Below are 15471 nucleotides of genomic sequence, written 5' to 3'. Positions count from 1 at the left end.
CGAAGTCTGGAACGGTTGATTAGCTGAGCGAGCAGTTTTAAAGCCGCGAAGAAGGACCATCCAGATTATTAAGAATGACTGAATAAATAAGATTCCCGGAGACTTACGACATGCAACCGCAACTTCCGATCGACGTCGATCCGCAAACCGGTGTCTGGACTACCGACGCGCTGCCGATGCTGTACGTGCCGCGCCACTTCTTCACGAACAATCACACGGCGGTGGAAGAAGCGCTGGGCCGCGAGGTCTACGCGGAGATTCTCTACAAGGCCGGCTACCAATCCGCGTACCACTGGTGCGAGAAGGAAGCGGAAAAGCACGGCATCGCCGGCATGGCGGTGTTCGAGCACTACCTGAAGCGTCTTTCGCAGCGCGGCTGGGGCATCTTCACGATTCGCGAGGCCGATCCGGCCGCGGCGCGCGCGAAGATCGAACTGCGCCATTCGTCGTTCGTGCTCGCGCAGCCCGGCAGGCACGGCAAGCTCTGCTACATGTTCGCGGGCTGGTTCGCCGGCGCGATGGATTGGGTCAACGACACCACGGAAGGCGGCAAAGGCGCGCCGCGCGCGCGGTCGTCGGAAGTGCAATGCGCGGCCGAAGGCCACGCGCACTGCATTTTCGAAGTCTCGCCGATCGCCGCCTGAACGGCGGCGCGACCCGCCCCACAAGACTTATCGAAAGACACGAACGCCAGAGGTCGTCTGCGATGCGCTACCCACACCTGTTCAAACCCTTGACGCTCAATCAGCTCACGCTGCGCAACCGCATCGTCAGCACGGCTCACGCCGAGGTCTACGCCGAGCCGGGCGGCCTGCCGGGCGACCGCTATATCCGCTATTACGAAGAGAAGGCCAAGGGCGGCGTGGGCCTTGCAGTGTGCGGCGGATCGAGCCCGGTGTCGATCGACAGTCCGCAGGGCTGGTGGAAGTCGGTGAATCTCGCGACCGACAGGATCATCGATCCGCTCGCGCGTCTTGCCGAAGCGATGCACCGGCACGGCGCGAAGATCATGATTCAGGCTACCCACATGGGGCGCCGTTCCGCGTTTCATGGCGAGCACTGGCCGCATCTGATGTCGCCGTCGGGCGTGCGCGAACCCGTGCATCGCGGCAATGCCAAGATTATCGAGGTCGAGGAAATCCGCCGCATCATCGGCGACTTCGCGACGGCTGCGAAGCGCGTGAAGGACGCGGGCATGGACGGCATCGAGATTTCGGCGGCGCACCAGCATCTGATCGACCAGTTCTGGAGCCCGCGCACGAACTTTCGCACCGACGAATGGGGCGGTTCGCTCGAAAACCGCCTGCGGTTCGGCGTGGAAGTGCTCAAGGCCGTGCGCGAGGCCGTAGGCAAGGACTTTTGCGTCGGCCTGCGCATGTGCGGCGACGAGTTCCACGAAGACGGCCTTGATCACGAGCAGTTGAAGGAAATCGCCCAGGCGATGGCGGAAACGGGGCTGATCGACTATCTCGGCGTGATCGGCTCCGGCGCGGACACGCACAACACGCTCGCCAACTGCATGCCGCCGATGGCGCTGCCACCCGAGCCGTTCGTGCATCTCGCGGCCGGCATCAAGTCGGTGGTCAAGCTGCCGGTCATGCACGCGCAGAGCATTCGCGATGCGGGCCAGGCCGAGCGTCTGCTCGCGAGCGGCATGGTCGATCTGGTCGGCATGACGCGCGCGCAGATCGCCGACCCGCACATGGTCATCAAGATTCGCGACGGCCGCGAAGACGAGATCAAGCAGTGCGTCGGCGCGAACTATTGCATCGACCGCCAGTACAACGGTCTCGACGTGCTGTGCGTGCAGAACGCGGCGACCTCGCGCGAGGCGACCATGCCGCACGTCATCGAGAAGTCGCGCGGGCCGAAGCGCAAGGTCGTGGTGGTCGGCGCGGGACCGGCGGGGCTGGAAGCCGCGCGCGTTGCGAAGCTGCGCGGCCATGACGTGGTGCTGTTCGAGAAGAACGACGCCGTGGGCGGCCAGATTCTGCTGGCGGCGAAAGCGCCGCAGCGCGAGCAGATGGCGGGCATCGTGCGCTGGTTCGACATGGAGACGAAGCGCCTCGGCGTCGATCGCCGTCTCGGCGTGACGGCCGACGAGAAAACGATCCTCGCGGAAAAACCCGACATCATCGTGCTCGCCACGGGCGGTTCGAGCTTCACGCAGCAGGTGGGCGCATGGGGCGTGGAAGAGGGGCTCGCGGTCAGTTCATGGGACATCCTGGCGGGCCGTGTCGAGCCGAAGCAGAACGTGCTCGTCTACGACGGCGTGAGCACGCATGCGGGCGCCGGGGTGGCCGATTTCATTTCGAGCCGCGGCTCGAAGGTCGAAATCGTCACGCCCGACGTGAAGGTTGCCGATGACGTGGGCGGCACCACGTTCCCGATCTTCTATCGCCGCCTCTATGCGCAGGGCGTGATCCATACGCCGAATTACTGGCTCGATCGCGTGTACGAAGAAGACGGCAAGAAGATTGCCGTGCTGCGCAACGAGTACACGGAGGAGCAGGAGGAGCGCGCCGTCGATCAGGTGGTGATCGAAAACGGCAGCACGCCCAACGACGCGTTGTACTGGAAGCTCAAACCCGAATCGGTGAATCGCGGCCAGGTGGACGTGCACAAGCTTTTCGCCGCGGAGCCGCAGCCTTGCCTCGGCGAAGAACTCGGCAATGGCCGCTTCCTGCTGTTCCGCGTCGGCGACTGCATCTCCATGCACAACATCCACGGCGCGATTTACGACGCGCTGCGGCTCGCGAAGGACTTCTGAACCATGAATCCGTCCTGGCTCATTACCGCGCTGCTGTGGGTGTCGATGGCGGGGCTCGCGTTCGCGGTCGCGAAACGCGCCGCCTTCTGGCGGGTGGGGCGTGCCGCCGTGCCCGGTTCCGTTGGCGTCAGCAAGCTGTTCAGTATCCCCAAGCGTTATTTCGTCGATCTGCATCATGTGGTGGCGCGCGATCCGTATATCGCGAAGACGCACGTCGCCACCGCGGGCGGCGCGATCGCGGCGCTGGCGCTCGTGTTCGTCAACTACGGGCTCGCGATCTATTCGCCGTGGCTCGACCGGCTGATCTTTCTCGCGGCGCTCGCGATGCTGATCGGTGCGGTGTTCGTCTGGCGCCGCCGTCATGCGAGCCATGTGCCGGCGCGCCTTTCGCGCGGGCCGTGGAATACGCTGCCGTGGCTGCTCGGCTCGTTCGCGCTCGGCGTGGTGCTCTTCACGATGGTGCCCGCCGGCGCGATGTCGGGCGGATTCGCGGTAGTGTGCGCGGTGCTGATCGGCGTGGGCGCCTTCGCAATGACATTCGGCGCGGCCAACGGCGGGCCGATGAAGCATGCGGTCGCCGGGCTTCTGCATCTGGCATTCCATCCGCGCCAGGAGCGTTTCGCGGCAACGCGCGAGGGTTGGACCGGCAACGGCACGGCCACGCCGCCGACCGCGCTGAAGCTGCCCGATATCGAACAGAAGCAGGAATACGGCGTGGCGAAACCCGTGGAGTTTCGCTGGAACCAGTTGCTGAGCTTCGATGCCTGCGTGCAGTGCGGCAAATGCGAGGCCGCGTGCCCCGCGTTCGCCTCGGGCCAGCCGCTCAATCCGAAGAAGCTGATTCAGGACCTCGTGGTCGGCATGGCCGGCGGCACCGACGCGGCGTACGCGGGCAGTCCCACGCCCGGCATGGCGGTCGGCCGGCATCGCGGCGCGCCGGACGGTCCGATCGTCTCCGGCCTGATCGAAGCGCAGACGCTCTGGTCGTGCACGACCTGCCGCGCCTGCGTCGAGGAGTGCCCGATGCTGATCGAGCACGTCGACGCCATCGTCGACATGCGCCGCAACCAGACGCTCGTGCATGGCGAGGTGCCCGGCAAAGGCCCGGAAGTGCTGGCGAACCTACGCGAAACGGGCACGGCGGGCGGCTACGACAGAACGGCGCGCTACGACTGGTCGGTCGATCTCGATGCGCCGGTCGCGCAGCCCGGCCGGCGCGTGGACGTACTCGTGGTGGCTGGTGAGGGCGCGTTCGACATGCGCTATCAGCGCACGCTGCGCGCGCTCGTGACGGTGCTCAACAAGGCCGGCGTGAATTACGCGGTGCTCGGCGCGCGGGAAACGGATACCGGCGACGTGGCGCGCCGTCTCGGCGACGAAGCGACGTTCCAGCGCATGGCGAAGCAGATGATGGCGACGCTCGCCACGCTCGACTTCGCGCGCATCGTCACCGCCGACCCGCACGTCATGCACAGCCTGCGCAACGAGTACCGTGCGCTCGGCGCGCGCTACGAAGTACTGCATCACACGACCTTCCTCGCCGAACTCGCCGCGAGCGGACGCATCGCGCCGAAGGCCGTGCAGGCGCTCACCGAAAAGCGCACCACGTATCACGATCCCTGCTATCTGGGCCGCTATAACGGCGAGACCGAAGCGCCGCGCAAGCTGCTGAAAACGATCGGCATCCAGGTCGTGGAGATGGAGCGTCACGGCATGCGCGGACGCTGCTGCGGCGGGGGCGGCGGCGCGCCGCTCACCGACATCCCCGGCAAGCAGCGCATTCCCGACATTCGTATGGCCGACGCACGCGCACTCAACGCCGAGGTCGTTGCCGTGGCGTGCCCGCAATGCACGGCGATGCTCGAAGGCGTGGTGGGTCCGCGTCCCGAGGTGCTCGACGTGGCCGAACTCGTGGCCGCCTCGCTGGAGTGAATCGATGAATACGATCAAACGAATCGATCCGCGCCGCCCGTTCGTTGTGACCGCGGCGGGTCTCAGGCGCATTATTCTCGGCGAGACCGGGAGTGCCGACGCGAACGCCGCGCATTGGCCCGCGCAGCACGGGCACGGCAATGCCGCGAAACCGCGCCGCACCATTAGCGATCCGAAGCACGTGCTGCTCGTTGCCGCTCATGCCGAGCGCGGCGCGCTCGACGAGCATGCGCGCCAGGCCGTCGCGGCCGCCGCGTTGCTCGCCGATGCGCAAACCGAAGTGGCGCTGCTCGTGTTCGGCGAACTGAAAGACGACGCGGCGGCGCTCGGCGTCGACAAGCTGATCGAGCTGCCGGGCTTCGAGCGCCGCGCGTTCGCGCCGGACAGCGAACTGCGCGCGTTGCAGGCGTGTGCGGCGGCGCTCGCGCCGAAGCATGTGTTCCTGCCCGACAACGCGAGCGGCGACGGCGATCTTGGCCGGCGCTACGCGGCCTCGGCCGGGGCCAGCGTGGCGACGCAGGTGGTCGAGATCGACGCGCGCCATGTGGGCGTGTACGAACAGGCGAAGCGCGCATGGGCCACGCGCGCGCTGCCCGAGGTGATCCTGCTCGCGCCGAACGCGGTCGAGGCGAAGCTGCCGTTCGTCGGCGCGGGCGAGCGGCTCCCGAGCGACTTCATCCGGCCCGCCGTCGATCTGGCGTCGTCGTATCGCGATCTCGGTCTCGAGGAAATCGATGCCGCCCGGGTCGCGCTCGAAGAAGCCGATTTCATCGTCTCGGCGGGCAACGGCGTGACCGACATCGCGGCATTCGAACAGCTCGCGGGCGTGCTCGGCGCGGCGATCGGCGCGAGCCGCGTCGCGGTCGACAACGGCCACTTCACGCGCGACAAGCAGGTGGGCGCGACGGGCAAGACGGTCGAGTCCAGTGTGTATATCGCGTTCGGCATTTCGGGCGCCGTGCAGCATCTGCAAGGCATCAAGGATTGCCGCCACGTGATTGCCGTGAATCTCGACGGCAGCGCGCCGATCGCGAAGCGCGCGAACCTGACCGTGGTCGGCGACGCCCAGGGCACCATCGCCGCGCTGATCGGTGAGGTGCAGGCCGCGCGCGCGAAACGCGGCGCGCCGGGCGCCGTACGTGACGACATGCATTCCGCAGGAGTGGCCGCATGAATGCCCGCAATGATTCCCGTAACGATTCCCAACGGCGCATCGAACGCATCGCCGTGCTCGTTTCCGTCGGCCGCCACCCCGTGAGCGGCGTGCCGCGCCATAGCCGCAACGACGCGCTCGCACTCGATCTCGCGCGTACGCTGGCGCAGCGTCACCATGCGCGCCTCGACGTGCTGCATGCGGGCGACGCCGACGACCCGGCGCTGACCGAATACCTCGCACTGGGCGCGACCGAAGTCGAGGTGCTGAGCTGCGCGCCGTCCGACGACGCGGCGCGCAGGCTGGCCGAGCGCGTGCGCGGCTACGACCTCGTGCTGACCGGCACGCGGGCCGAAGGCGCGCACGACAGCGGCATGCTGCCGTATAGCGTGGCCGCGGCGCTCGGCGTGCCGATCGTCGGCGGCGCGGTCGATATCGACGCAGAGAGCGGCGCTGTGGCCGTGGTGCGGCAATTCCTGCCCAAGGGCCTGCGCCGGCGCGTGCAAACGGCGCTGCCCGCCGTGATCGCCGTGCATCCGCTCGCCAACGCGCAGCCGCATTACGCCTATGCGCGGCTGCGCGCCGGCGCGATCCGGCCGCAGCGCGCCGCGAGCATGAGCATGAGCATGAGCGCTGCCGAAGCGTCCGCGTGGACGGTCGGCCCGATCGAGCGCAAGCCCGTGCGCCTCGTCGCGGCGGAGAAGCGCTCCGGCCACGCGCGCATGCTCTCGGCGACCACGACCGAAAGCCGCGGCGGCAACGTCGTAAACGAAGGGAGTTCGGTCGAAAAAGCACAAGTGATCCTCGCGTATTTGCGCGAGCATCAACTTATCGACTACTGATTTTGACGATCTGTCGGCAACAAGCTGGAATGGAAAATCCGGAGCACACGATGAAAGTATCGGCAGAAATTCGCGCGCTGATCGAGCGCCGCAAAGAGGGGTACAGCCTGGAGGCGCCGTTCTATTTGAGCGAGGAGATTTTCGCGCTCGATATGGAAGCCATCTTCCGGCAGCACTGGATCGAGGTCGCCACCGAGGCCGAGATTCCGGAGCCGGGCGACTATGTGACCGCCGAGCTGGCGGGCGAATCGATTCTGATCGTGCGCGACGACGACATGGCGGTGCGTGCGTTCCACAACGTATGCCGCCATCGCGGCTCACGCCTGTGCAACGACTCGAAGGGCACGGTCGGCAATATCGTGTGCCCGTATCACAGCTGGACCTATAACCTCTCGGGCGAACTGATGTTCGCCGAGCATATGGGCGAGCAGTTCGACCGCTGCAAGCACAGCCTCAAGCGCGTCCATGTGGAAAATCTCGCCGGGCTGATCTTCGTGTGCCTCGCCGACGAGCCGCCCGCCGACTTCGCGCAGATGCGCGCCGCGATGGAGCCGTATCTGCTGCCGCACGATCTGGCGAACTGCAAGGTCGCCGCGCAGATCGATATCATCGAGAAAGGCAACTGGAAGCTCGTGATGGAGAACAATCGCGAGTGCTATCACTGCGTGGCGAATCACCCCGAGTTGACGGTTTCGCTCTACGAATACGGCTTCGGCTACGAACGCACGCCGGCCAACGCGGAAGGGATGGCAGCCTTCGAGCGCGCCTGCAACGAGCGCGTGACGCAGTGGGAAGGGTTGGGCCTGCCTTCGGTGGAAGTCGAAAAACTGCTCGACGTGACGGGTTTTCGCACGCAGCGCCTGCCGCTCGATCGCAGCGGCGAATCGCAGACGCTCGACGCGAAAGTGGCCTCGAAAAAGCTGCTCGGCGAGTTTCGCTCGGCGGATCTCGGCGGTCTGTCGTTCTGGACCCAGCCGAACTCGTGGCATCACTTCATGAGCGATCACATCGTGTCGTTCTCGGTCGTCCCGCTTTCCGCCGGCGAGACGCTCGTGCGTACGCGCTGGCTGGTCCACAAGGACGCGCGCGAAGGCATCGACTACGACGTCGAGAATCTGACCGCGGTCTGGAATGCGACCAACGACCAGGACCGTACGCTCGTCGAGTATTCGCAGCGCGGCGCGGCGAGCAGCGCCTACGAGCCGGGTCCGTATTCGCCGTACACGGAAGGTCTCGTCGAAAAGTTCTCGGCCTGGTACATCGGCCGCCTTGCCGGACAGATTGGCGCATAACGTCGCGCCGCGCGCGGCCAAAGCAAAAGAGCGGAGTTTGTCATGATGCGAGATGCAGCCCAACTCGACCCCATGGACAGCCGGGTCACGCGCCCGGCGTTCTGGAGCGCGCTGCCCGAACGGTGGACGAGCGACGTCGAGGAAACGCTCGTGTGCTGTCATGTCGTGCAGGAAACGCATGACGTGAAGAGCTTTTTTCTGCGCTCGCCAGAGGGCCGCACGTTCTCGTTCGAGCCGGGGCAGTTCGTCACGCTCGAACTCGAGATCGACGGCGAGCCGATCAATCGCTGCTATACGATTTCGTCGTCGCCGGCGCGGCCGCACACCATTTCCATCACGGTCAAGCGCGTGCCGGGAGGCAAGGTGTCGAACTGGCTGCACGACAACCTGAAGCCCGGCGTCGAATTGCGCGTGCTCGGGCCGGCCGGTGACTTCACCTGCGCGCGGCACCCGGCACCGAAATATCTGTTTCTTTCCGCCGGGTCCGGCATCACGCCGCTGATGTCGATGAGCCGCGCGCATCACGATCTCGCCGAAGATCGCGACATCGTCTTCGCGCATAGCGCACGCACGCCCGACGACATCATCTTCGCGCGCGAACTCGAACTGATCGCGTCGAGCCGGGCGAACTTCCGCACGTCATTCGTGTGCGAGCGGGTGGGGGCGCGTACCGGATGGCCGGGCGTCACCGGTTTTCTGTCGCTGCCGCTGCTGAAGCTGATCGCCCCCGATTTCATGGAGCGCGAAATCTTCACTTGCGGTCCCGCGCCGTATATGAAGGCCGTGCGCGATCTGCTCGACGAAGCCGGCTTTGCGCGAGAGCGCTATCACGAAGAGAGCTTTTCGTTCGAAACGTTGACGGCGGCCCATGCGCTGCTTGAAGCAGACCCGGCCGACCCAGCCGACCCGGCCGCGACAGAGCCGGCCGTGCCGACCGAAAGCTTCACGGTCACGTTCGCGAAGAGCCGCCGCGAGATCCAGTGCGGCTCGCAGCAAACCGTGCTCGACGCGGCTCGCCAGGCGGGCGTGAGGCTCGCCTCGTCGTGCAGCCAGGGCATGTGCGGCACCTGCAAGGTCAAGCTGGTTTCGGGGCAGGTCGAGATGAAGCATAGCGGCGGCATTCGCCAGCGCGAGATCGATCAGGGCATGGCCCTGTTGTGCTGCTCGAAGCCGCTGTCCGATCTCGTCGTCGACAAGTAGCAAGGGTGTCGCCGTACAACAAGAAAGTGTCGTAAATCGAGGGGACCGGTAAATTGCGGCGGGCGAATCTGGAGACACACGAAACGCGTGCCCGAATCATAGGAGATGAATCATGAAGCTGTCCGCGAAACTCTTTCTGGCCGGTGTGCTGTTCGCAACGGTGAGCGTCAGCGCCCCGGCGTTTGCCGACGGCAAACCCACGCTGAAGATCGGCTACGTCGAAGGCTGGGACGATAGCGTCGCCACGTCCAACATCGCTTCGCGCATCATCGAGAAGCGCCTCGGCTATCCGGTGCAGCTCGTGCCGGTGGCCACGGGCATCATGTGGCAGGGCGTGGCGCGCGGCGACCTCGACGCGACGCTGTCCGCATGGCTGCCGGTGACGCAGGGCGCGTACTGGGACCAGTTCAAGGACAAGGTCGTCGATCTCGGCACGAATTTCCCCGGCGCGAAGATCGGTCTCGTGGTGCCCGACTACGTGAGCGCGAAGAGCATCAACGATCTCAACGCGGAAAAGGCGGCGTTCGGCGGGCGCATCGTCGGCATCGACGCGGGCGCGGGCGTGATGCGCAAGACCGACGAGGCCGTCAAGCAATACGGTCTCAACTACAACGTCATGCCGAGTTCGGGCAGCGCGATGACGGCCGAACTGGCGCGCTCGATCGGCACGAAGAAGCCGGTGATCGTCACGGGCTGGACGCCGCACTGGATGTTCGCGAAGTACAAGCTGCGCTTCCTCGACGATCCGAAGAGCGTGTACGGCGCGGCCGAGCACGTGGATAGCGTCGCCAATCCGGCGCTCGAAAAGAAGGCGCCGCAGGTCGAGTCTTTCCTGAAGAAATTCCAGTGGAAGCCGGGCGAGATCGACGGCGTGATGCTGGCGATCCAGAACGGCGAAAAGCCCGAGGCCGCCGCCGATGCCTGGATCGCCGCGCACGGCGATCGCGTGAACGAGTGGGTCGGCCAGCAGTAAGCGCGGCAAGAGAAATCCGGACCGGCGAGTCCTGTTTTGCTGCGGCTGCGGTTCGCCGCGCCGCGTTTCATCCGGTCAGTCCTGTACTACGCACACCCTGCCTTGCGCCGAGGCAGGCGGGAAGCCGCGCCTGGCACCGCAGCACAGGTGCCTTGTTGCCGACGCAGCATGTCGCTTTTGAGCAAGCGTTTGTCGCAATTCGCTATCCCGGCAGGGTTTTTTCCGACAACCATGTAGACATACCGAGCGGGCCGGCGCCTGCCGTTCGAGGAGACGGAGTCGATGAAATCCCCCAAGATCGTAGTCGAAGGACTATGCAAGGTTTTCGGGCCCAACCCGAAGCTCGCGCGCGAGCTGCTCGCACAGGGCGCAACGAAGGACGAACTGTTCGCCAAAACCGGCTATGTGCTCGGCGTGAACCACGCGTCGTTCGAAGTGCACGAGGGCGAGATTTTCGTGCTGATGGGTCTCTCCGGCTCGGGCAAGTCCACGCTGATCCGGCTCATCAACCGGCTCGTGGACCCCACGGCGGGCAAGATCGTCATCGACGGGCGCGACGTTGCGGCGATCCGGCGCTCGGAACTGGTGGCGCTGCGCCGCACCGACATGAGCATGGTGTTTCAGTCGTTCGCGCTGATGCCGCAACGCACGGTGCTGTCGAACGCCGCATTCGGTCTCGAAGTGGCGGGCGTGGGGCGCAAGGAGCGCGAGCGGCGCGCGCTGGCGGTGCTGGAGCAGGTCGGCCTTGCGCCGTTTGCGCAGAAGTTGCCCGCCGAGCTGTCGGGCGGCATGCAGCAGCGTGTGGGCCTTGCCCGTGCGCTAGCCGTGAATCCCTCGCTGATGATTATGGACGAAGCGTTTTCGGCGCTCGATCCGTTGAAGCGCAAGGAAATGCAGAACGTGCTGCTGCAACTGCAGAAGGAGCAGCGCCGCACGATCATGTTCGTGTCGCACGATCTCGAAGAGGCGCTGCGGATCGGCAGCCGCATCGCCATCATGGAAGGCGGGCGCATCGTGCAGATCGGCACCCCGCAGGAAATCATCAGCAATCCTGCCGACGACTACGTGCGCGCGTTCTTCGACGGCGTGGACACCAGCCGCTATCTGACGGCCGGCGATCTGATGCAGCGCGAGGCGGTGCCGCTGATCCGCTCGCTCGACGCGACGAGCGTGGAGTCGTCGCTCAACGGCAGCGCGGACTACGCCTTCGTGCTCGATGCGCAGCATCGCATCAGCGGTTTCGTGACGCGCGATTCGATTCGCGCCGCGCGGCCGTCGCTCGAGAAGGTCGAATGCATTTCGCTCGGCGCGCCGCTGGAGCAGGTCGTCTCGCGCGTCTGCGCGAATACGACGGCGCTGCCGGTAGTGGACGACGAAGGCCGCTATTGCGGCTCCATCGATCAGGCCGCCGTTCTGAAGGTCATTACGCGTAACCGAGGTGCTCATGTCTGAGATCATTCCCGTCGGCCAGTGGGTCGACCAGGCGGTTCACTATCTACTCGATCACGACGCGAGCAGTTTCGACACGGTCGGCCGGGCGATCGAAAGTTTCGCCGCTTTCGTCGAACATAGCTTGCAGGCCATTCCGATGTGGGCGCTGATGGCGTTCTTCATCCTTATCGGTTTGTGGCGCGTGGGCTGGCGCTTTGCGATCTTCGCCGCCTGTTCGCTGTTGCTGATCTATGCGACGGGCTTCTGGGACCAGACCGTCGTCACGCTCGGGCTCACGCTGTCGTCCACCGTCATCAGCCTCGTGGTGGGTATTCCGCTCGGCATCTGGACAGCGAAAAGCCGGCTCGTGCAGACGATCGTGCGCCCGATTCTCGATCTGATGCAGACAATGCCGGCCTTCGTTTACCTGATTCCGGCCGCCATGCTGTTCGGTCTCGGCCGCGTGCCCGGCATTCTTTCTACGGTGATCTTCGCCATGCCGCCCGCGGTTCGCCTGACGAGTCTCGGCATCAAGCACGTGAATCGCGAGATTGTCGAAGCCGGGCAGGCGTTCGGCTGCACGCCATGGCAGCTGTTGTACAAGGTGCAGTTTCCGAATGCCCTGCCGTCGATCATGCAGGGCGTGAACCAGACCATCATGATGGCGCTGTCGATGGTGATCATCGCCTCGATGGTGGGCGCGGGCGGTCTCGGCAACGACGTGCTGGCGAGTATTCAACGTCTGGATATCGGCCTCGGTTTCGAAAGCGGGCTTTCCGTCGTGTTGCTGGCGATCATCCTGGACCGCATTACCGAGAGCTTCGGTCGTGCGCCTGGCGCGCCAAAAGTGTCGCCGTTCGCGGGGCTCAGGCAACTCATGCGCGCGCGTCCCGCTGTCGCCGAGGTCTGATCCGGTTTTCAACTGCGGGGTTTTCAACCGTTGTTTCCCGAGGAGCGCGATGTGACGACAGACATCGCCGCAGCGTCCACCGTCGACGCGCATGCGGCATCGTCTCTCAGGTATTTCGGTTTCCTGACGTTACAGAACTTTTCGATGATCGCGTTTTCGAGCGCGGTCGAAGTTCTGCGTATGGCGAACTATGTCGGGCGCGCGGACCATTACCGCTGGTCCATCTACTCGCTGGACGGCGCGCCCGTCCACGCGAGCAATGGCATCGCGGTACGCCCGGCGCAGCCGCTCGATCCGGCGTCGCTGCCCGACGTGCTGATCGTGTGCGGCGGCGTGCGCATACGCGAGATCGTCGACGACAGCCTGCGCGCCACGCTGGATGGGGTGGCGCAGCGCGGCGTTCCGCTCGGCGGCATCTGCACGGGCGCTTATGCGCTGATGGCGAGCGGGCTGCTCGACGGTTACCGCTGCGCCGTGCATTGGGAAGACCTCACGGCTTTGCACGAAGAGTTTCCGCGCGTGCGTTTCGCCGACGAGCTGTTTGTGGTCGATCGCGACCGGCTGACCTGCACGGGCGGCACCGCGCCGCTCGATCTGATGCTCGATCTTGTGGGCGCGCGGCTCGGCCGCGGCCTGGCTGCCAAGGTATCCGAACAGTTTATCGTCGAGCGGATTCGCAGCGCCACTGACTTACAGCCAATACCTGTCGATGCGCGCGTGGGTTTTTCGCGCGCGGAACTGGTCGAGGTCGTGCGGCTGATGGAAGCGAACATCAAGGAGCCGCTGTCGCTGGAAGAACTGGCGCGCCTCGTGCGGCTTTCGCAACGGCATTTGCAGCGCATGTTCAAGGCGTATCTGAACGTCTCGCCAACGCACTACTACCTCACGTTGCGCCTGAAACGGGCGCGCGAACTGCTGCGCACGACCGATGCGTCGATCGCTCGCGTAACGTCGGTGTGCGGATTCAATTCGCCGTGCCATTTCAGCAAGGCCTACCGCGTGCAGTTCGGCCACGCGCCGAGTCATGAGCGGCGTATGACGAAGTGAGAGAGGGGGCCTCGTGTCGGCGCGCCTGTCGTGCGAAGGCGCGCCACAATTCGCCGGCTCGACCGTCAGATCAATAAACACCAGATGGCAAGAAACGGATCGGACAGCGATCTCATTGCATGCAGGCTGCCTCGCGCGTTGTGGATGCCGCCGCCTATTCCGGGGTTGAGCCAGTCGCCGTCTTTCTGGCGAAACTCGCCGGCGGTCAACAGTACATAGGCCTCTTCGGGCAGATGGCGATGGTCCGGATACCGCACGTTGGGCGCCATCACCGAAAAGCCGAGTTGAACGTCGTAGCGGCTCTCGGTGCCGCCGGGCCCGCAGATCATGCCGTGCACATGCTCGTCGATATAGTTCTCGCTGCCGTGCGAGCCCGACGTGCGGCGCCACCATCCGAGCACGGGTTCGAGCGTTCTGATGGCTCTTGCCGCCGCGCCGAGGTGAGTCGGTTCGTCGATGATCGCCAACAAGGCCGGTTCGATCCAGCGGCGTGCCGGATAGCTCGTGTCATGTCTCTTGCCGTCGTCCGATACCGTTTGCAGCCGCTCGAACACGCGTGCTGCGACTTCTCTCCCGGCGTCGGGAAGCTTCTCCGATTGAAAGATGGTTCGTGCAATGTCAATGAACGCCGCTACATTTTCGGGCCGGGTCGACATGGTGTGCATGGTGAGAGAAGAGAAGTCGTACGCGGTTCAGGCCAGCAACCGCGCAATGAGATCGGGTGTCGCCCGTACGCCGTATTTGCGCAACAGGCTCGCGCGGTGAATGTCGACCGTGCGCGGGCTGATATTCAGTTCCTTGCCGATTTCCTTGCTCGTCATGCCGTGCACGAGGAATGCGGCGACGTCGCGTTCGCGCTCGGTGAGCGTGCTGGCGACGTCGGCTTGCTTCGTGCTGTCCGATAGATCGGTGAAAGTCCAGATCGCCAGCTCGAAAGGCCGCTTCGGGTTATATCCGAAACCGCACACGGTGACCCAGAAGTGGCTTCCGTCGATGCGGCGCATGATGCGGTCGTCGCTAAACACGGCATGTTTTGCAAGGAGCGGCGCCAGGCGGCGGCCGGTGGTGGTGAAGTCCTTCTGCTGCGGATACAGCACGGAAAACGACCGATCGACGATATCGCTGCGCCGGGCCTTGAAGAGCGCGAGGGCTCGGGCATTGCAGTCCACCATGACTCTTTCTCTGGCCACGATAACCGCAACGGGCAGATGCCTGAAGAGATCCTCGTAGTCGAGACTGGAGATCGTGTCGGTCCTTTTCGGCATTGCTGTATCGCTGTTGGCTGTGCCCCGACCCGGGCCTGGGGATGCATGGACTCCTTTCCAGGTGATTGTAGCGTGTGTCCGGCGCGTTCACGTCACGTGAAAGACGCAGCAGTCGTGACCTTCGCCCGCGCATTGCATCTCGGCCGATTTCGCTCGCGGGCCTTTTGCGGCGCCTTCCGGTGCGGTGTCGTTGACCCAGTCCATCGCGCCGGCGAACCAGCCGGCGAACATGTAGCAGAGCTTGCCATGTTTGCCGGGTTGCGCGAGCACGAACGACGAGTGATGAAGATGGATGCGCGCATTCGACGTTGCCGGGTCCGCCTCGACGATCGAGAAGAGCCCCCAGCCGCGCTGCGAAAGACGCTTCAGATAGTGCTCGAATACCGCCATGCCGGCAATGCCGTGCTTTTCCGCTTCCTTCTCGCACCAGTGGTACGCGGATTGGTAACCGGCTTTGTAGAGAATCTCCGCGTAGACCTCACGGCCTAGTGCTTCTTCGACCGCCGTGTGATTGTTGGTGAAGAAATGGCGCGGCACGTACAGCATCGGCAGCGCATCGGTGGTCCAGACGCCGGTGTGCGGATCGACGTCGATAGGCAATTGCGGTTGCAAGTCGAACTCCTGCTTTCTATTCGATTCAGCCGTTCCAGACTTCA

14 protein-coding genes are annotated in these 15471 nt (G+C 64.8%); 11 read left to right on the top strand and 3 right to left on the bottom strand.

Features of this window, described 5'->3' with window-relative positions:
• Positions 1-110 precede the first annotated feature (110 nt).
• The 11 genes from F3J19_RS32075 (at position 111) to F3J19_RS32025 (ending at position 13550) form a co-directional block, all read left to right on the top strand.
• Positions 111-644, top strand: a complete 534-nt coding sequence (locus tag F3J19_RS32075) for a DUF5943 domain-containing protein (protein ID WP_167050479.1) — start codon at positions 111-113, stop codon at positions 642-644.
• A gap of 62 nt (positions 645-706) precedes the next feature.
• Positions 707-2770 carry an NADH:flavin oxidoreductase gene (locus tag F3J19_RS32070; protein WP_167050477.1) on the top strand — a complete coding sequence of 688 codons (2064 nt, stop codon included), beginning with the start codon at positions 707-709 and terminating at the stop codon, positions 2768-2770.
• Between the two features lie 3 nt (positions 2771-2773).
• Positions 2774-4702 carry a (Fe-S)-binding protein gene (locus tag F3J19_RS32065; protein ID WP_167050476.1) on the top strand — a complete coding sequence of 643 codons (1929 nt, stop codon included), beginning with the start codon at positions 2774-2776 and terminating at the stop codon, positions 4700-4702.
• A 4-nt stretch (positions 4703-4706) separates the two neighbouring features.
• The gene (locus F3J19_RS32060; protein ID WP_167050474.1) at positions 4707-5876 is read left to right on the top strand and encodes an electron transfer flavoprotein subunit alpha/FixB family protein; all 1170 of its coding nucleotides are present in this window, start codon (positions 4707-4709) and stop codon (positions 5874-5876) included.
• A complete protein-coding gene (locus F3J19_RS32055) occupies positions 5873-6697 on the top strand; it encodes an electron transfer flavoprotein subunit beta/FixA family protein (protein ID WP_167050472.1) in 825 nt (274 codons plus the stop codon). Before F3J19_RS32060 ends, F3J19_RS32055 begins: the two co-directional genes overlap by 4 nt.
• A 50-nt stretch (positions 6698-6747) precedes the next feature.
• A complete protein-coding gene (locus F3J19_RS32050) occupies positions 6748-7989 on the top strand; it encodes an aromatic ring-hydroxylating dioxygenase subunit alpha (protein WP_167050470.1) in 1242 nt (413 codons plus the stop codon).
• 42 nt (positions 7990-8031) lie between these two features.
• On the top strand, positions 8032-9189 hold the full coding sequence (locus F3J19_RS32045) for a hybrid-cluster NAD(P)-dependent oxidoreductase (RefSeq protein ID WP_167050468.1): 1158 nt from the start codon (positions 8032-8034) through the stop codon (positions 9187-9189).
• 112 nt (positions 9190-9301) lie between these two features.
• Positions 9302-10162 (top strand): glycine betaine ABC transporter substrate-binding protein, encoded by an 861-nt coding sequence (locus F3J19_RS32040; RefSeq protein WP_167050466.1) that lies wholly within the window; start codon positions 9302-9304, stop codon positions 10160-10162.
• Positions 10163-10444: 282 nt separating this feature from the next.
• Positions 10445-11614, top strand: coding sequence for a glycine betaine/L-proline ABC transporter ATP-binding protein (locus F3J19_RS32035; protein ID WP_167050464.1), 1170 nt, complete (start codon positions 10445-10447; stop codon positions 11612-11614).
• Positions 11607-12503, top strand: coding sequence for a choline ABC transporter permease subunit (gene choW, locus F3J19_RS32030; protein ID WP_167050462.1), 897 nt, complete (start codon positions 11607-11609; stop codon positions 12501-12503). The genes F3J19_RS32035 and choW overlap by 8 nt, the downstream gene beginning before the upstream one ends.
• 51 nt (positions 12504-12554) lie before the next feature.
• Positions 12555-13550 (top strand): GlxA family transcriptional regulator, encoded by a 996-nt coding sequence (locus F3J19_RS32025; RefSeq protein WP_345891083.1) that lies wholly within the window; start codon positions 12555-12557, stop codon positions 13548-13550.
• A 65-nt stretch (positions 13551-13615) separates the two neighbouring features.
• Here the strand turns inward: F3J19_RS32025 and F3J19_RS32020 are convergent, their stop codons facing one another.
• The 3 genes from F3J19_RS32020 to F3J19_RS32010 all read right to left on the bottom strand — a co-directional run bounded on the left by F3J19_RS32020 (position 13616) and on the right by F3J19_RS32010 (position 15427).
• Positions 13616-14206: a dimethylsulfonioproprionate lyase family protein gene (locus tag F3J19_RS32020; RefSeq protein ID WP_167050460.1), complete on the bottom strand. Its 591-nt coding sequence runs from the start codon at positions 14204-14206 to the stop codon at positions 13616-13618.
• A 36-nt stretch (positions 14207-14242) separates the two neighbouring features.
• The gene (locus tag F3J19_RS32015) at positions 14243-14815 is read right to left on the bottom strand and encodes a PAS and helix-turn-helix domain-containing protein (RefSeq protein ID WP_167050458.1); all 573 of its coding nucleotides are present in this window, start codon (positions 14813-14815) and stop codon (positions 14243-14245) included.
• 87 nt (positions 14816-14902) lie between these two features.
• On the bottom strand, positions 14903-15427 hold the full coding sequence (locus F3J19_RS32010; protein ID WP_167050456.1) for a DUF5943 domain-containing protein: 525 nt from the start codon (positions 15425-15427) through the stop codon (positions 14903-14905).
• Between the last annotated feature and the right edge of the window lie 44 nt (positions 15428-15471).

The organism is Burkholderia sp. Ax-1724 (assembly GCF_011752995.1).
In the GTDB taxonomy this organism is placed as follows: Bacteria; Pseudomonadota; Gammaproteobacteria; order Burkholderiales; family Burkholderiaceae; genus Paraburkholderia.
Note: the sequence above shows the minus strand (reverse complement) of the source record. Positions and strands in the feature narration are given on the sequence as shown.